The organism is Pseudomonas fluorescens (assembly GCF_902497785.1).
GTDB lineage: Bacteria > Pseudomonadota > Gammaproteobacteria > Pseudomonadales > Pseudomonadaceae > Aquipseudomonas > Aquipseudomonas fluorescens_BO.
In genome coordinates this window covers 1-17,110 of record NZ_CABVHK010000022.1, presented here as the reverse complement: position 1 = coordinate 17,110, position 17,110 = coordinate 1, and the positions used below count along the sequence as shown (strand labels likewise).

The 17,110-nt window shown below is 59.9% G+C and carries 16 protein-coding genes and 2 pseudogenes; 6 read left to right on the top strand and 12 right to left on the bottom strand.

What is annotated here, in order from left to right:
* Positions 1-115: 115 nt before the first annotated feature.
* Genes F8N62_RS26990 through F8N62_RS26965 form a run of 6 tightly spaced genes read right to left on the bottom strand, consistent with a single transcriptional unit; the run spans position 116 to position 4,367 of the window.
* Positions 116-1,798, bottom strand: coding sequence for an acyl-CoA synthetase family protein (locus F8N62_RS26990; protein ID WP_150713529.1), 1,683 nt, complete (start codon positions 1,796-1,798; stop codon positions 116-118).
* Positions 1,795-2,340, bottom strand: a complete 546-nt coding sequence (locus tag F8N62_RS26985) for a hypothetical protein (RefSeq protein ID WP_150713528.1) — start codon at positions 2,338-2,340, stop codon at positions 1,795-1,797. The genes F8N62_RS26990 and F8N62_RS26985 overlap by 4 nt, the downstream gene beginning before the upstream one ends.
* Positions 2,337-2,591, bottom strand: a complete 255-nt coding sequence (locus F8N62_RS26980) for an acyl carrier protein (protein ID WP_084320988.1) — start codon at positions 2,589-2,591, stop codon at positions 2,337-2,339. The genes F8N62_RS26985 and F8N62_RS26980 overlap by 4 nt, the downstream gene beginning before the upstream one ends.
* 9 nt (positions 2,592-2,600) lie before the next feature.
* Positions 2,601-2,876, bottom strand: a complete 276-nt coding sequence (locus F8N62_RS26975) for a phosphopantetheine-binding protein (RefSeq protein WP_150713527.1) — start codon at positions 2,874-2,876, stop codon at positions 2,601-2,603.
* Positions 2,854-3,666: a lysophospholipid acyltransferase family protein gene (locus tag F8N62_RS26970; RefSeq protein ID WP_150713526.1), complete on the bottom strand. Its 813-nt coding sequence runs from the start codon at positions 3,664-3,666 to the stop codon at positions 2,854-2,856. The genes F8N62_RS26975 and F8N62_RS26970 overlap by 23 nt, the downstream gene beginning before the upstream one ends.
* The gene (locus tag F8N62_RS26965; protein WP_150713525.1) at positions 3,642-4,367 is read right to left on the bottom strand and encodes a beta-ketoacyl synthase chain length factor; all 726 of its coding nucleotides are present in this window, start codon (positions 4,365-4,367) and stop codon (positions 3,642-3,644) included. The genes F8N62_RS26970 and F8N62_RS26965 overlap by 25 nt, the downstream gene beginning before the upstream one ends.
* 264 nt (positions 4,368-4,631) lie before the next feature.
* On the opposite strand from F8N62_RS26965, the gene F8N62_RS26960 reads away from it, so the two are divergent.
* On the top strand, positions 4,632-5,402 hold the full coding sequence (locus tag F8N62_RS26960; protein ID WP_150713524.1) for a ParA family protein: 771 nt from the start codon (positions 4,632-4,634) through the stop codon (positions 5,400-5,402).
* A gap of 131 nt (positions 5,403-5,533) precedes the next feature.
* Here F8N62_RS26960 and trxC read toward each other — a convergent pair whose 3' ends face one another.
* Entirely contained in the window at positions 5,534-5,968 is a 435-nt protein-coding gene (gene trxC / locus F8N62_RS26955) for a thioredoxin TrxC (protein ID WP_150713523.1), read from the bottom strand.
* A 192-nt stretch (positions 5,969-6,160) separates the two neighbouring features.
* Here trxC and F8N62_RS26950 point away from each other — a divergent pair, with 192 nt between their 5' ends.
* Both F8N62_RS26950 and F8N62_RS26945 read left to right on the top strand, forming a co-directional pair.
* Positions 6,161-6,457: a type II toxin-antitoxin system HigB family toxin gene (locus F8N62_RS26950; RefSeq protein ID WP_150713522.1), complete on the top strand. Its 297-nt coding sequence runs from the start codon at positions 6,161-6,163 to the stop codon at positions 6,455-6,457.
* Positions 6,454-6,855 (top strand): helix-turn-helix domain-containing protein, encoded by a 402-nt coding sequence (locus tag F8N62_RS26945; protein ID WP_150713521.1) that lies wholly within the window; start codon positions 6,454-6,456, stop codon positions 6,853-6,855. Before F8N62_RS26950 ends, F8N62_RS26945 begins: the two co-directional genes overlap by 4 nt.
* A 6-nt stretch (positions 6,856-6,861) precedes the next feature.
* On the opposite strand, the gene selO is transcribed toward F8N62_RS26945, so the two are convergent.
* From selO to F8N62_RS32380, 5 genes and pseudogenes are all read right to left on the bottom strand, one after another.
* Positions 6,862-8,325: a protein adenylyltransferase SelO gene (selO, locus tag F8N62_RS26940; protein WP_150713520.1), complete on the bottom strand. Its 1,464-nt coding sequence runs from the start codon at positions 8,323-8,325 to the stop codon at positions 6,862-6,864.
* Between the two features lie 48 nt (positions 8,326-8,373).
* Entirely contained in the window at positions 8,374-11,724 is a 3,351-nt protein-coding gene (gene mscK, locus F8N62_RS26935; protein WP_150713519.1) for a mechanosensitive channel MscK, read from the bottom strand.
* Positions 11,725-11,758: 34 nt separating this feature from the next.
* Entirely contained in the window at positions 11,759-13,501 is a 1,743-nt protein-coding gene (locus F8N62_RS26930; protein ID WP_150713518.1) for a potassium/proton antiporter, read from the bottom strand.
* A 199-nt stretch (positions 13,502-13,700) separates the two neighbouring features.
* Positions 13,701-14,300: pseudogene (locus F8N62_RS32385) on the bottom strand (methyl-accepting chemotaxis protein); the annotation flags it as partial.
* A 303-nt stretch (positions 14,301-14,603) separates the two neighbouring features.
* A pseudogene (locus F8N62_RS32380) lies at positions 14,604-15,260 on the bottom strand (MCP four helix bundle domain-containing protein); the annotation flags it as partial.
* A 359-nt stretch (positions 15,261-15,619) separates the two neighbouring features.
* Between F8N62_RS32380 and F8N62_RS26920 the strand changes: the two are divergent.
* The 3 genes from F8N62_RS26920 to F8N62_RS26910 all read left to right on the top strand — a co-directional run.
* The gene (locus F8N62_RS26920; protein WP_150713516.1) at positions 15,620-15,850 is read left to right on the top strand and encodes a hypothetical protein; all 231 of its coding nucleotides are present in this window, start codon (positions 15,620-15,622) and stop codon (positions 15,848-15,850) included.
* The gene (locus F8N62_RS26915) at positions 15,847-16,149 is read left to right on the top strand and encodes a cell division protein ZapA (protein WP_150713515.1); all 303 of its coding nucleotides are present in this window, start codon (positions 15,847-15,849) and stop codon (positions 16,147-16,149) included. Before F8N62_RS26920 ends, F8N62_RS26915 begins: the two co-directional genes overlap by 4 nt.
* Positions 16,150-16,249: 100 nt before the next feature.
* Positions 16,250-17,110 (top strand): cache domain-containing protein (locus F8N62_RS26910; RefSeq protein WP_191632452.1); only part of this gene is annotated, 861 nt, incomplete at its 3' end.

The following is a 17,110-nucleotide window of genomic DNA, read 5'->3' as shown; positions in this document are numbered from 1 at the left end:
AAGTCCGAGGTGACTGCATCGCGAGCAAGCTCGCTCCCACAGGGGAGGCGCTTCGTTCATAAGTCCAATGTGGGAGCGAGCCTGCTCGCGATTGAGTGCGCAGCACTCACCAGACTTACGCATCACCCGCAGCCTCCAGCAAAATCCGCCCACTGGAGCAGGTCGCCGTCTCATTGCGATAGGCAAAATACAACTTGCTACGCACCGGGTCGAAGCGCAGGTGCAGTTGGATTTCATCCCCCGGACGCACCAGTTGCTGGAATTTCAGCACTTCCATGCCGGCGAATTTCTGCGGCAGGTTCATCAATTGCTGGCCAAGGTTCAGCGCCCATTCCACCTGCACCACGCCGGGCAATACCGGCGCCCGGGGGAAGTGGCCGCTGAAGTAAGCGAGGTCCGGCGGCACCGCCAATTGCAGGCTCCACTCGCCATCGGTTTCACTCTGCTCAAGAACTTCCGGCGCTTTCGGGCGTGGCGCCAGCAACAAGGCTTCAACGTCGGCTTGAGGCAGCTTGCCCTGAGCGTTCAAGGGCAGTTGCCGCAGCAAGCGCCAGCGTCGGGGCAGGGCCAGGGCTTCGCAATGCTGGCTCAGGTGTTGGCGCAGTCCCTCAGTGAGGGTGCGGCGCCCCTGATTGCGCAAGGCATGCAGACCTTGCTCGCTGAGCACCAGCAACGCGCCCAGCGACGCACGATTTTCCTGAACCACGCCAAGGCGCGCTTCGGCGACCCAGTTGTGGGCCATCAGCGCTTGTTCCAGCATGGGCAGCGAGATACGTTTTTCTTCCAGTTTGACGATGCGGTCCAGTCGACCGAGTAATTCGAAGCGGCCGTCGGCGGCGATTCGCGCGGCGTCCGCAGTGTGTTCGATATGACCGGCCGGCAGGTACGCCGATGCGATGAGCAACGCGCCTTCGCTGTCCTGGCTCAATTCGACGCCGGCAAAAGGTTGCCAGAGATCATCGCCCTGACGCCAGGCAATGCCACCGGTTTCCGAACTGCCGAGAATCTCCATCGGCCATTGCTTCAGGCGTTGCTGAAGGCTTTGCGCGGCCTCGACGGGCAATGCACCACCCGAGGAAAATACCCGGCGAACCGCACTCAGCGCCGGCCAGTCGAGGTTGTCACCCATGCGCTTGAGCAATGCCGGGCTGGCCACCCAGGCGAACGCCGGATGTTCGCGGCTGGCGCGCTGCACATCTTCCGGAAACGCCAGTTGCTTGCGCACGAACCGGCGCCCGGCGCACAGCGGCCACAACACCCGAAACAGCAGGCCGTAGATGTGCTGGGTGGCGACGCTGCCAATCACGCATGCCTGACCGAGATCGGCGCCCCAAAGCTGCTCCAGTGCCTCGACCTCGTTGGCCAGTTGGCGCAGGGATTTGTCGATGCGCTTGGGTTCGCCACTCGAACCGGAGGTGCACAGGCTCAGCGTGCAGCGATCCAGATCCAGCGCGGCGGCGCTCAGTGGCGCGTAGCGATAGTCGCTCGGGTGCGCGTCATCGGCCTGATCGGTCAGCCACAGCTCGACGTCCCCCAACCAGCGCTGGCGTGTGTGCGGTTGCAGATCGGCAGGCAGCAAGACACTGACCCCGGCGCGCCAGGCGCCCAGCAGGGCAATCGCCAGGTCGGCAGCGTCTTCGAGGTGCACGGCGATGCGCTGCACGCCTTGCGCTTGCAGGCCGGCGGCCAGGCTCAAAGCCCGTTCGCACAGCTGGGCGTGATTCAGCGCCGGCTCGGCCGTCACGGCGCGTTCCGGTTGAGCCTTGAGCAACAACTGCTCAAGTTTTATCCAATTCATGGGTGGCCTCGTACCCGTTGTCGTATCAGCCATTCAATGGCAAACATCAAGCCGATCAACCCGTAGGAGATCAGGCCGGTGTACAACATCCACCAACTCAGCGGCGCCCAGAGAGTCAGGGCGGCGGCGCACAATCCGTTGCAGAGAAAAAACACGCACCAGGCAATCGTCACGTGCCGCGTGTAGCGAATAGCCTTGGCCGGCAAGCGTGGTTCACGCAAACGGGCCAGGCGTTCGACCATCGGCCGGCCGTATTTCAGGCTCAGCCCGAACAGCACCAGCATGAAGCCGCTGATGAGCACGGGGTACCAGCGCAGCAGGGCGGGGCTGTCGAACAGCGCCAGCAACAGGCAAAACACGATGGCGGCGGTGGCCATCCACCGGCTTCCCGGCCGGCGTCGCCCCGTTAGTGCCCGGGCCAGCCACAGGCTGCCCAAGAGCAAACCGAATTGCCACGGGGCAAAATGCTCCATGCCGAAATACACTGCAAAGGGATACAACAGGCCCGCCAGCAGCAGGCCGAGGCCGATCAGTCGGCTCATGCGGCTGGTTGAACCAGACGATAGACCGCCTCGACCACGTCGCTGACAGTACGCACCGTTTTGAATTCTTCGGCGGCGATTTTCTTGCCGGTCTGGCGTTTGATGTGATCGATCAGGTCGACCGCGTCAATGCTGTCGATTTCCAGGTCCTGATACAGGTTGGAATCGAGGCTCACACGTTCGGGGTCCAGCTCGAAGAGTTCGACCAAGGCATCGCGCAGGGTGTTGAAAATGTCGTCACGAGTTTGCATGGTCCGGTCTCAAGCTGCCTGTTTTGCAGTAACGAACGCCGCAAGGCTCGCCACGTTGCTGAAGTGATTACGGTTGTCTTTGGCGTCGGCGTCGATTTTGATGCCGTACTTTTTTTGAATCGCCAGGCCGAGTTCCAGAGCGTCAACCGAGTCCAGGCCCAAGCCTTCGCCGAACAGTGTCTGGTCGTCACCGATGTCTTGTGCGCTGATGTCTTCGAGACCGAGGGCGTCGATGATCAGTTGTTTGATTTCGTGCTTGAGGCTAACCGTTTGCAGATCGCTCATCTTCGGCGAGCTCCTTAATAAAGTAGTGATGCAAGTGATCATTGAGCTTGCGCGACGCTTGAGGCGCAGGCCCTTGCGCGGCGAAGGCCTGTGGGTCTATATCGGCCCCGACACGAAAACTGAAGTGCACGCGACGTTTAGGGATCCGATACCAGGGTTCGGCCTTGGTCAAAGTGGTCGGGCTGACCTTGATGATCACCGGGGTCAGGATTTTCGCACCCCGCAGCGCAATCGATGCGGCACCCCGATGAAAGGCGGGTGCTTCCCCGGGTTGGGTGCGCGTGCCCTCAGGGAAAATGATCAGGGTCTGGCCGCCTTTCAGCGCGTCGGCAGCGGCGTCGAGCATGTCCATGCTGCCGTCGTTGCTGATGTAATCGGTGCGGCGCAGCGGGCCACGGGTGAACGGGTTTTCCCAGAGGCTGCTTTTGACCACACAGTTGGAGTGGCCCACCAGACCGATCAGGAACACCACGTCGATCAGCGAAGGGTGATTGGCGATGATCATCTGCCCGGGGCGCCCGAGTCGTTCCGCGCCCTGAATGTCATAGGTCAGCACACCGGTGCGAGCCATGAATCGCACGAAAAACCAGAAACAGCGACTGACGGTCTGCCGCGCCCGTAGCCGATGTTGTTGTGCACTCCCGGGCAGGCAGCTCAGCACCGGGAAAACCACCAGGCGCAGGCACAACCCGCCCAACCCGAAAAGGGTGAAGCTTGCGGCAGTCGCCAGCAAACGCCAGTAATAGGCGTCGCGGGGTTTTTCGCTTACAGGTTGCGTTGCCAGGTCCATACACGATTTTTCCAGGCATGTTGGCAGGTGGTCTGCTGGCCGAGCAGGGTACGCAAGAGATTCAGGGCATGGGGCCAGTGGGCTTTGGACAACGCTTGCTGAGTGCTGTTCAGGGACAGCTGCCAATCGTGACCCGGCGTCAGCAACAAACCCACCGCGTAGGGGAAGGGCACGTCGTCGATCCAGGTTGAATACGCTTCGGGCGGCTGCTCCTCGGTGACCACCAGCAGAACCGCCGGCGCCCCTTCGCCAAGCAGCGCCGCCGCCTCTAGCATGCCGTGTTCAAGGCCATCGCCGGCCGCGGCCAGTGCCGTCATCTCGCTGGTTTCGCCACGCATGATCGACCACAAGCCGATCACCGCGTTGTGCACCGACAGGCTGAACTGGGTGGGTGACAGCGGTTGATCATTGGCCAGATCGCTGAGGATTTCGAAGGTGCGCGGGGTTTCGCCGTGACGGGAAATAAAGACCAACGGTAGGTCATGGCGACCATCGGCCAACGGCCAGCCCACGCTGAACGCCATCCGCGCGAGACGGCTGAGCCGTCGGCGCTGCATGGCCGGCAGAAACGACACGTCGGGAGCGGCCTCGCAGTTTGGCAGCACGACCGGTTGTCGGCTCCAGGCCTGCCAATCGTCCACGCTTTCGAGCCCAGGGGCCCACGCGCGCCATTGGGCGATGTTGAAGTTGATCACAGGCATTCATCCCGCCCCTGCGGGCTTTCTTGACGCGGCAAGTCGCAAAAACAGCGTTTCACCTGACGTGACGCTAAGCGCCGGGTGGCGCGCATTATCCCGGTGCGGCAGGCGCGTAGCAAATGCTGGTTACATTTTGTCCAGGGAAACGGACTGGATGGTTCGTGCAAAGCTGTCGTTTGGCCATTATTCATATTGGTCCCGCGAGGTAGCGAAGCAACGCTGTGGACAACTACACTCGGTCATTCTTTGATACACGGAGGTTTTGACATGCGGCGTGTGGTGTTCAATCAGAAAGGCGGCGTGGGCAAATCCAGCATTGCCTGCAATCTGGCGGCCGTCAGTGCCAGCGAGGGCTATCGCACCCTATTGGTGGACCTCGATGCTCAGGCCAATTCCACCCAGTACCTCACTGGGCTTACCGGTAACGACATTCCGATGGGCATTGCCGATTTTTTCAAGCAGACCCTGTCTTCGGGGCCGTTCTCGAAGAAGAATCAGGTCGATATCTACGAAACCCCGTTCGATAACCTCCACCTCATCACCGCGACCGCCGAACTGGCCGATTTGCAGCCCAAGCTGGAGGCAAAACACAAAATCAACAAGCTGCGCAAATTGCTCGAGGAATTGGACGGCGACTATGACCGGATTTACCTCGATACCCCGCCAGCCTTGAATTTTTATGCGGTTTCGGCGTTGATCGCCGCGGATCGTGTACTGATCCCTTTCGACTGCGACAGTTTTTCACGTCAGGCGCTTTATGGTTTGCTGGCGGAAATTGAAGAGTTGAAGGAAGACCATAATGAAGGGCTGGAAGTCGAAGGCATTGTCGTCAACCAGTTCCAGGCCCGTGCCAGCCTGCCCCAGCAAATCCTCGACGAACTGATTGCCGAGGGTTTGCCGGTGCTACCGGTCTATTTGGGCACCTCGGTGCGCATGCGTGAATCGCATCAGGCCAACACGCCGCTGATCCACCTCGACCCACGGCACAAACTGACCCAGCAATTCGTCGAGCTGCATAACTTCCTGGAAAACGCCTGATTCCTGCAAACAACACATAACTACTGTGGGAGCGAGCCTGCTCGCGAAAGCGATCTGTCATTCAACATCGATGTCGACTGACACACCGTCATCGCGAGCAGGCTCGCTCCCACATTTGGATTTGTGTGGGTTCAAATCCCTTGGCTACGCAACCAAGTCATCAACTGCGGCAACGGGAACGCCCCGCTCTGGCGCGCCACTTCCCGACCGTTCCTGAACAAAATCAGACTCGGAATCGAGCGAATCCCCAACTGCGCCGACAGCTGCTGATTTGCCTCACTGTCCAGCTTGGCCAGCCGACACTTGCCCGCCAATTGCCCCGCCGCCTGCTCGAATACCGGCGCAAACGACTTGCACGGCCCGCACCAGTCCGCCCACACATCCACCAGCAACGGCAGATCGCCTTTGATCTGGCTGGCGTAATCGGCTTGTTTCAGTTCGAACGGCTTGCCCAGCAAGACCTCGGCTTTGCAGCGACCGCATTTTGGGTGGTCGGCGAGGCGCTCGGCGGGGATGCGGTTGAGGCCGTTGCAGTGGGGGCAGGGGATGAGGAGTGGGTCGGTCATAAGAGGGTCCAAGTGAGAAGCCGATCAATGCTATGTGGAGACGTTTGCTCATATTTCAATCGTGCAGTGCCCGAGGATAAAACTAGGCTGAATGTGCTGAGTGAGGCCGCTGGTCAGCATTGGTATATCGCTACTTGCGATATTTCGAGTCTATGATTTACTCCCCATAGCAGAATGCGATAAGGATGTTGCATGCATGTCATCACCGAAAAACGAATACGGGACGCCAAGACTAAATGGCCCCATGCAGCCACCGCTCTGGACCATTGGTATCAGGTGGCCAGAGGCAGTAAACCGAGAGATTTTGCGGCGATGAAAAATCTTTTCCCCGCTATCGATAAGGTTGGGGAGTTTCACGTTTTCGATATCGGTGGAAACAAGCTGCGCCTGATCGCTTTTGTCAGGTATCGCTCTCAAAAGCTATACATCAAGGATGTGTTGGACCACCGCGAATATGACCGCGGAAAATGGAAGGGAGGAAAAGTATGAGTGTTCTGATCAAAAGAGCTGTTGAGCATTGGGAATTCGTCTCGCCGTTGCTGCGCAAGCCAAAAAATGAAGACGACTATGACCTGTTGGCGACAGCACTGGACGAATTGCTGGAGATGACGGGTGATGACGAGTCCCATCCGCTGATGAGTCTGGTGGATATCATCGGTGACTGGATCGAGGAATGGGATCACAAACATCACCCGATGCCGAAGCCTGGCGGCGCCGACGTCCTTGGCTACCTGATGCGTGAGCACCGTTTGACCCAGAGCGATCTACCGGGTGTCGGCACTCAATCGGTGGTCTCCGAAATTTTGAGCGGCAAGCGTCAGCTCAACCTGCGACAAGTCCGCTGGTTGGCCGAGCGCTTCGGTGTGTCAGTGGAAACCTTCATCTAAGCGGGTTCAAGACGAACAACTGATCTCCAAATGCTTGCCCCACTCCGGCGGCCGTTCGGCGTAGCTTTCCATACCCGGCTGCTCCTCGAACGGTTTGCTCAGCACCGCGTGCAGCCGGCGTACTTCTGAATAGTCGCCGCTTTCGGCCGCATCGATCGCTTTCTGCGCCAGGTAGTTGCGCAGGATGTAGAGCGGATTGACCGCGTGCATGCGTGTGCGGCGCTGTTCCTGATCAACGATACCTTCGAGAGCGATACGGGCTACATAGCGCTCGGCCCAGGCATCGAAGCCCTTGATGTCGACAAAGTCATCACGCAATCGGGCGACCGCCACCTCCGGAGATTCATCGCCGAGGCGACGGAAGAACAGGGTGTAATCGACGCCGCTGTTCTGCATCAGTTGCAGCAGTTGCTCCAGCAGTTGCTGGTCATCGTCTTGCGCGGTGGTGAATCCGAGGCGGCGGCGCATCAGGTCGAGGTAATGGGCCTGAAACAGCGGCAGGTAGAGGCCGAGGGTTTCACGAAGGGCCTCGACACTGATGAATGGCGTCAATGCCTGGGCCAGGGCGCTGAGGTTCCACTGGCCGATTGGCACCTGGTTGCTGAAGGAATAGCGGCCCTGATCGTCGGAATGGTTGCAGATGAAATTCGCGTCGAAATCATCGAGGAAGGCGAACGGGCCGAAATCGAAGGTGATGCCGAGGATCGACATGTTGTCGGTGTTCATCACCCCATGACAGAAGCCATAGGCCTGCCACTTGGCGATCAGTTCGGCGTTGCGCTCGACGATTTCGCGGAACATCGCCAAGTACGGTTCCGGCTGCTCAAGGCATTGCGCAAAGTGCATGGCCAGCACGTGTTCGCCGAGTTCTTTTTGTTGCTCGGGGCGGTTGGTGTAGTAGAAATATTCGAAGTGGCCGAAGCGCACGTGGCTTGGTGCCAGGCGCAGGACCATCGCTGCGCGCTCCTGTTTCTCGCGCCACACCGGGGTGTCGGAGCCGATCACGCACAAGGCGCGGGTGGTCGGGATGTTCAACGCATGCAGGGCTTCGGAGGCGAGAAACTCGCGGATCGATGAGCGCAGCACCGCGCGACCATCGCCCATACGCGAAAAAGGCGTCTGGCCTGCGCCCTTGAGGTGCAGGTCCCAATGCTCGCCGGCCTCGTTGTAGACCTCGCCAAGCAGAAGTCCCCGGCCGTCGCCCAGTTGCGGGTTGTAGGAACCGAACTGATGACCGGAATAGACCATCGCCCGAGGCACCGCATCCGCCCAGAGCTTGTGGCCGCTGAACAGTTCGGCGAACTCTTGGGTGTCAGCCACCGCCGGATCAAGGTCGAGCAATGCCATGGAGGCAGGACTCGCGACCACGAGGCGCGGGTTGTCGATAGGCTCGGGCAGCACGTGGGCGGAAAACGTATCGCCCAAGCGGTCGAAGCGATTATCGAAGGTCAGTTCGTCGAGGGCTTTCACCGGCCATCTCCAGCAGAATGTCCGAGCATTCTGCTAGGGATAGGGCGGTTAGTCGAGCTTGGCGGGCGGCGGCTCTTGCGTGGGATTGCCATCAACCCGTGGCAGGATGGTCTTGGTTTCCGACTCGATCGGGACGATTTTGTATTCCTCGCCGTGAAGGTTCTTGAGGTAAACCTCCATCTGCCGGAACGAGATGTTGATGTGCTGCTTCTTGAACTCGCGGTTGATGAAGCGGTTGACCTCGTCGAGCACCGGGTTCCGGTCGCCAAGGTCGCGCACGTGCATGCGCAACTCGTGGTCGAGGGTGCTTTCACCGAAATTCAGGAAATACACATGGGGTTCCGGGTCCTTCAACACCCGCGGGTTATCCCGGGCGGCCTTCAGCAGCAGCTCTTTCACCAGGTCCAGGTCCGACCCGTAGTCGACGCCAAGTTTCAGGGTCACCCGGGTAATGGTGTCGGTCAGGGACCAGTTGATCAGTTGCCCGGTGATGAACGTCTTGTTCGGGACAATGATGTCCTTGCGGTCGAAGTCGGTAATGGTCGTGGCGCGGATGCGGATCTTGCTCACCGTGCCCGACAGGTTGCCGATGGTGATCGTGTCGCCGATCCGCACCGGGCGTTCGAACAGGATCATGATGCCGGAGATGAAGTTTGCAAAAATCTCCTGCATCCCGAAGCCGAGCCCGACCGACAGCGCCGCCACCAGCCATTGCAACTTGTCCCAGCTCACGCCGAGGGTCGACAGGGTCGAGACGAAACCGACGCCGGCGATCACGTAAGACAGCAGCGTGGTCGTAGCGTAAGCGCTGCCTTGGGCCAGATTCAGCTTCGACAGCACCAGCACTTCCAGCAAACCCGGCAAGTTGCGCGCGAGGGCGAAGGTAATGCCGATGATGATCAGCGCGCCGAGCATGTCGCCGATGCTGATCGGCACCATGCTCATGTTGGCGCCCGTGCCGCTGGTGTATTCGTAGAGAGTGATGTTGTCCAGGTACGAGAACACCGAAATCAGATCGGACCAGACCCAGTACAGCGCCGCGATGAAACCGCCCAGCAGTGCCAGGCGAATCAGGCGCAGGGACTGTTCGTTGACCTTTTCGATGTCCAGCGTCGGCTCTTCGATCACCGCTTCGCCATCGCCGGCCTCTTTTGCCGCCTGACGTTTAGCCAGGGCGCGTTGGTAGGCCAAACGGCGGGCCGCCACACTGAGGCCGCGCACAAAGGTGGCTTCGATCACCAGCCAGAACATCAGCAGGTAAAGCGTGTTGATCAAGCGGTCGCTGAGTTTCAGCGCGGTGTAGTAGTAGCCGAAGCAGACCGCCACGAACAGCGCGACCGGCAGGATGGTGAACAGGACCCCGACGGCTTTGCGGAACAGTGAAGCGTTTTCGTGTGTCGGGCTGCTGACGAGCAATCGGCTGAGCAGCCAGGCCATCAAGGCGTAGCAGATCAGCACGACCGGCATGCCCAGCACGTCATCGGCCAGCGCCGCCGGTTGCAACTCGGCAACCGCCACCACCGCGACCAACGCCATGACCACCAGACCGAGACGACGGACCCAGCCCTGAAGGAATTCGACCTGGGGTTTCTCCCAGCGGAAATGCAGTTCAGCCACGCCGCCCGGCGCAAGGATCCGGTAGGCGGTATAGAACACCAGCCAGGCCTGCGCCATTTGCAGCAGCGCCGAACCCATGTTGGCGTTCTGCCCACGGGCGTCGATCTGCAAGGCCAGGCCGCACAGCGCCAGCCCCAGCGCCACTGGCAAGGCCAATAGAATATTGATCAGAATGGCCTGCGGCGTGTGCAGCTGGCTGTCACGCTTGAAGTGGCCAATGTCCTGGTGAACCTTGTTCAGCCGGGCATAAAGGCTTTTGCGCCGCCACAGCAGGGCGCCGATGACTAGCACCAACGGCAGGAACAACAGCGGCCGTTGCGTCAGGCCGTCGATCAGTTCGCTCACGCTCGACGCCAGCGGCAGGGTCGCGACCTGACGTTGCAGGCGCTCCGGCACGCCGCGCATCCATTCCGGATCGAGCGGCTTGTTGCTCGGAATCCAGAACATTTGCTCGTCGAGTGTTGCCCGCAGGCTTTGCGCGGTACTGAGCAACTGCTTCTGATTGAGTTGCAGGGTGATGGATTCATTGAGCACTGCGCTCAGTTCCCGGTTCAGTCGTTCCAGCAAGTCGGCGCGGGTGATGGCGATTTCCAGCAGCGTCTTGCGCAATTGCGGAGTGACTTGTTCCGGAGGCTGAGTCGCCAGCAGGGTGTCGACGTAGGTCGCCGGGTTGCTGAGCAATTCCCGTTGTTGGCTGACCTCGAACTGATACAGGCGAATGTCGGCGATCTGGTCCGCCAGGTCGCGATCGAGCTTGAGACGCGGCAGGGCCTGTTTCTGTTTGTAGAGGATTTTCGAGAGCAGCAGACTGCCCTTGAGCACGTTGATCTGCTCGTCGAGCGCCGAATCGCTCTGGGTCACGTTGTCAAGTTGCTGCTTGGTTTGCAGATTCTGTTGGGTGACGACGTTGAGGCGGTCGGTGGTTTTGAGCAGGTAATCGGAAAGCTTCAGGTTCGCCGCGCTTTCGGTGGCCAACAGAGCGCTGCTGCCGGACTTCTGTGCCTCGATCGACTGCTGAGTCACGGTCTCCTGGGACTGGGCCAGGCGCTTCTGGTTGATCAGGGTTTGCAGTTCCTGGATTTCCCGGTCCAGGCGGTCGGTTTTTTCCGTCAGCAAGTCGTGCTGGCCGTTGCCCAGATCCTGCAACTGGTTATTGCCGGCCAGTTCCTGGCGACGCAGCGGGATCAGCGCATTCAATGCCGCGAGCTCGGCCGTCAGCAGGTCGCGCTGCTCGCCGCTCAAGGTTTTGCCGTTGTCCTTGCCGAGTTTGAGGACGTTGTTGATCTGCTGGATACGCGTCTGGCTGGCGGAAATTTCCGCCTGCGCGCGTTCCGGGCGAGTCTGGGCGGTGATGACCAGGCTGTTCGCATCCGAGAGGGCTTTTTGCAGATCGCCTTGCTGGGTCGAGCGTTCGGTCAGCATCTGCTCGAGTTGCTGAATGGACTCTTTGGCAAAGCGTTGCGCCACCGGGACTTCGGTGGTGGCTTTGAGACGCGTCAGTTCGCGCTGGTTCTCGATGTTCTGTTTTGGCGCGGTGGCGAGTTGCTGCTTGAGATCGGCCAGCTTGCGCTCGTAATCGCGCTTGTTGTTGAGCTGGGTCAGCGTGTTTTGCAGGACGGTTTGCAGGGCCTTCTGATCGGCTTCCGGCAGCTTGCGGTCGGCGATCTTGTCCAGGCTCGTCTGCACGGCTTCGCTGGACAACGGTTCGGCCGCTTGCAACGTACCGACAGAAAGACTCAAGCCCAGCAGGGCCGTGATGAAAAAGGTGCGCAGGGTTGACATAGAGACCGATCTAAAGCGAGACGAAGTGTGGAGTTTAGAGGAAGAGTCCAGGACCCGGGCGACTTCCTTCGGGGAATCTGACGCCCACTTTGCCGATCTTGTTCCCCTCCATGACCGCGACCGTCCAGATGGTGTTGTTCCACTCCACCTGGTCACCCACCACCGGCGCACCGCCCACTTTCTGTGCAATGAAGCGGGCCAGGGACATGTCCGGATCGATGCCTTCGACCTTCAACCCGTACAGGGCAGCAACCGCGGCCAGCTGGGCGTCTCCTTCGAGGACGAAGTCGCCGAAGAAGCGCAAATCCAGACCCCGTTGCGGTGCCTGGCTGAACAGTTTTCCGAGGGCCGGCAAGTTGTGTTCATGGCCGATAACACACAGCAAATCATCGACTTCGAGCACCGTACTACCCGACGGATGGAGCAGTTGTTGACCCCGGAACAGCGCCGCGATGCGGGTGCCTTCGGGCATTTTCAGCTCGCGAAGGGGCGAGCCGATGCACCATTTTTCCGCGCCGAGGCGATAAACGAACAGTTCCCACTCGCTGGTGACGTGCACTTCCAGCGCGGCGCGGGAGATCGGCGCCGGCTCGGGCGGAACGGTGACTTTCAGCAGCTTCGCCACCCACGGCAGGCTTGTGCCCTGCACCAACAGCGAGACCAGCACGATAAAGAAGGCGAGGTTGAAATACAGTTGAGCGTGGGGCAGCCCCGCCATCAGCGGGAACACCGCCAGAATGATCGGGACCGCGCCGCGCAGGCCGACCCAGGCAATAAAGGCTTTTTCGCGCCCGTGGAAGGCCTTGAACGGCAGTAACCCGACCATCACCGACAGCGGCCGGGCAAACAGGATCATCCACAACGCCAGGCCCAGCGCGGGCAGGGCGATGGGCAGCAAGTCGTGTGGCGTGACCAGCAACCCCAGGACCAGGAACATGCCGATTTGCGCGAGCCACGCCATGCCATCGAGCATGTGCAGAATGCCGTGACGGCTGCGCACCGGACGGTTGCCGATCACCAGGCCGCACAAGTAGACCGCGAGGAAGCCGCTGCCGTGCAAGGCGTTGGTCAGGGCGAACACCACCAGGCCGCCGGCAATCACCAGAATGGGGTAGAGGCCGGTCGCCAGATTGATCCGGTTGACCATTTGCAACATGAGCCAGCCGCCGCCTAGTCCGATCACGCCGCCAATGCCGAACTCGCGCACCAGATGGCCCAGCAGGCTCCAGTGCAGGCCGGTTTCGCCGCTGGCAAGCATGTCAATCAGGGTCACGGTGAGAAACACCGCCATCGGGTCGTTGCTGCCGGATTCGATTTCGAGACTGGCGGAGACCCGTTCGTTCAGGCCTTTGCCGCCCAGCAACGAAAACACCGCCGCGGCATCCGTGGAGCCGACGATGGCGCCGATCAACAGGCCCTGAATCATGTTCAGGTCAAACAACCACGCCGCCGCCATGCCGGTCAGCCCGGTGGTGATCAGCACGCCGACCGTGGCCAGCGACAGTGCCGGCCATAACGCTACGCGGAAACTCGAGACCCTTGTGCGCAAACCGCCGTCGAGCAAAATCACCGCGAGCGCGAGGTTGCCGACCAGATAGGCCGTTGGGTAATTATCGAAAATAATGCCGGCACCGTCGACGCCGGCCACCATGCCCACGGCCAGGATAATCACCAGAATCGGGATACCGAGGCGGGACGAAAGTGAGCTCACCAGAATGCTCGCACCTACCAGCAACGCGCCGATCAAGAACAGGCTGTTGATGGTCGTCGCATTCAAAGGCAGTACTCCGGGAAAACTGATAGGCGGGCACAAACTGACCATGCAGTCTGCGTGCCAGCGATTCTAACCTGTTGAAATGTGATGCTGTCAAAAAGGTTTGCAGATCAAAAGATCGCAGCTGCGGCAGCTCCTACCGGGTGAACACCGATCCGGTGTAGGAGCTGCCGCAGGCTGCGATCTTTTTGGCATCACCCGATTACAGGCTAAACCGTCCAACCATATTGTTCAGGTCCAGCGCCAGCCGCGACAGTTCATTGCTCGCCGCACTGGTCTGGTTGGCCCCGGTCGCCGACTGCACCGACAAATCACGAATGTTCACCAGGTTGCGGTCCACTTCGCGAGCCACCTGCGCCTGCTCTTCCGCCGCGCTGGCGATCACCAGGTTGCGTTCGTTGATTTCAACGATGGCAGTGTTGATCGTATCCAGCGACAGACCGGCACCGCGGGCGATATTAAGGGTTGATTCGGCGCGCTCGGTGCTGTTGCGCATCGAGTCCACGGCGTGTTCGGTGCCGCTCTGGATGCTGCCGATCATGCGTTCGATTTCGCTGGTCGACTGCTGGGTGCGATGAGCCAACGCGCGAACCTCGTCCGCCACCACGGCAAAACCACGACCGGCTTCACCGGCGCGCGCGGCTTCAATCGCGGCGTTCAATGCCAGCAAATTGGTCTGGTCCGCCAGGCCGCGAATCACGTCCAGCACCTTGCCGATGTCGCGCGATTCGTTGGCCAGATCACCGATCAGGCTGGCGGTGCTCTGCACATCGGCGCTCATGCGTTCGATGGCGCTGACGGTTTCCTGAACCAGATCCCGGCCATCGCCGGCCGAGGTGGTGGCGTTCTTCGACGCTTCGGAGGTGCTCACCGCGTTGCGCGCGACTTCTTCCACGGCGCTGGTCATTTCGTTGACCGCGGTGGCGGCCTGTTCGATTTCGTTGTTCTGCTGGGTCAGGCCGCGAGCGCTTTCGTCGGTGACACTGTTGAGTTCTTCTGCGGCGGAGGCCAATTGCGTGGCCGAGCCGGAAATGCGTTGCAGGGTGTCGCGCAGCTTTTCCTGCATCTTCGACATGGCCAGCAGCAAACGGCCGGCTTCGTCTTCACCATCGACGGTGATCGGGCGAGTCAGGTTGCCTTCGGCAATTTCTTCGGCTGCGCTCAGGGCATTGGCGATGGGCTTGGTGATGCTGTTGGTGAGCAGCCAGGCGAACAGCACGGTCAGGCCGCTGGCGATCACCAGCAACGTGATGACCAGATTGAACGACGTCGAATATTGATCGCCAGCGCGCTGGTCGGTTTTTTCGATCTGCCGGGTGTTGATCTCGAGCAACTTCGCCAGGGCGGTGTTGACCTCTTCGGAATTGGCGAGCAACTCGGAGTTCAGCAGCTTGCGCAGATCGTCGACCTGATTGTTGCGCGAGAACGTTTTCATCCGCTCTTCAAGCTGACGGTACTGTGCCAGCAACTGCACGTACTTATCGTAAGCGCCTTGTTCTTCCGGGCCATCGATCAGCGGCTCGTAGACTTTCTGCGCCTCGCGGATCTGCTGGTTGCGCAGGTCGAACAGGTCAATGGTTTTCTGCTGGACATCAGGTTCGCGGTTCACCAGCAAACGGTAGGACAGCACCCGCAGACGCAGCGTCAGTTGCGTGAACTCATCGAGACTCTTGATGCTCGGCACGCTGATGGAGGCGATGTCTTCACCGGCACCGCGAATCTTGCTCATCTGGTTCAAGGCAAACGCTCCCAGAACCAGCATCAAGCCGCCAATCAGGGCGAATCCGAGGAACGCTCGCGGAGCGATATTCATATTACGAAGGGACATGGTTTCTACCGAAGTGAGCGCATCGAGCGGCGCTGAGACTGACGTATGGATGACTTATCGGTCACGCGACTAAAGTCTTGAGCGGCTGCGCGTATTTGTCGCACACAGGTGGCCCAAACTGTAGGAGCAGCCGGTCGACGAAGTGCAGGAACCAGATCCGGCAATCACAGTCTTTAAGGTTCGCGAGGAAGGACACTCGCCAGGTAAATCAAGGCCTTGCGCCCAATAACCCTGGCAAGCGTGGTGACTTTTCTTTATCGTACGCGCCCCTTGAAAATGCTTGGAAAATCAAAATGTTGGAAGCATCCCTAAACCAATTGGAGCAACTGGTCAGCGACCTTGTTCAACAGAACCAGACCCTGCTCGGCGCCAACCAGGCCCTGAGCGCAGAACTGGCCCAGGCCAAGGATGAAAACGAAAGCCTGCAACTGAACCTGATGGAGCAGGAAGAGAAACACGGCGCTACCGCAGCGCGCATCCAGGCCTTGGTTGAACGCGTCAGCGCCGGTCCGGTCAGCGCATGAGTGTCGGCGCCGCAGGGGTAAAAGTCGTCTCGATCCTGGGGGAGGACTATTCGATCAAGGCGCCGGCCGGGGAAGAGCAAACCCTGCTGGACGCTGCCATGATGTTGAAAGCCGCGCTGGCCGATACCAAAAGAAAGTACCCGACGCTGATCGGTGACCGCCTGTTGGTGCTGGCAGCGATGAATCTGTGCTCGCAGCAGATCGAAATGCAAAAGCAGCACAAGTTCGAACTCGACCGTTTCCAAGAGCAAGTCAGCGCCACGGTTGAAGTGATCGCCAAGACGATCAGTCAGGCCTGACAGGCTTTGCGCACAACCAAAGAATAAATTGTCGTTTGCGTTGTATACAATCGGCACGGCTGTTGCAGTGTTTCAGCCTCTTATTCTTTGGGGGTGCTCCATGCAGTTCTGGCGACGCAGTATTCAATGGCAGTTGATCCTCAGTATGGGCACCGCCCTGCTGGTCAGCATCCTGATCGTGGTGGGCATTTATACCCTCGTGGTCAACCGTCTCGCCCAGCGCTATCTGGTCGAACAAGCGCTGCCGTCGAGCATCGAAGCGATGCGCAACGACATCGAGCGCATCCTCGTGCAACCCCTCACCGCCGCCAAGGACATCGCCAGCAATAGCATGGTGCGCGACTGGTTGGCCGCCGGTGAAAACAGTGCCCAGGCACCCACGTTTGTGGCCTATCTGGAAGGCATCCGCGCTGAACACAAAGCGTTTACCGCGCTGATTGTCGGCACCGCTTCAAACCACTATTTCACTGAAAAAGGCCTGGACCGGACTCTCAGCCGCGCCAATCCCAAAGACGCTTGGTTCTATGCCTTCCTCGATGGCAACCAGCCACGCACTCTCAATATCGACAATGACACTGCGACCGGAGAATTGGCGCTGTTCATCGACCTCAAGGTTGAACAGGCCGGCAAAGTCGTGGGCGTTGCCGGGCTCGGGTTGAGCATGAAAGAGCTGTCGGAGCTGATCCACAACTTCAGCTTCGGTGAGCGCGGCAAGGTCTATCTCGTGCGTTCCGACGGTTTGATCCAGGTTCATCCCGAAGCGCAGTTCAGCGGCAAGCGTTCTTTGGTCGAGCAAATTGGCGCGCCGGCTGCGCAGGCGGTCATGGGTCAACAAACTGCCACCCACAGCAGCTTTGTACGCGAGGGCGAAGATTTTCTGGCGTTGAGCCTGCCGTTGCGTGATCTGGGCTGGACCCTGGTGGCCGAAGTGCCACAGTCGCAAATCTATGCCGAAGCCCGC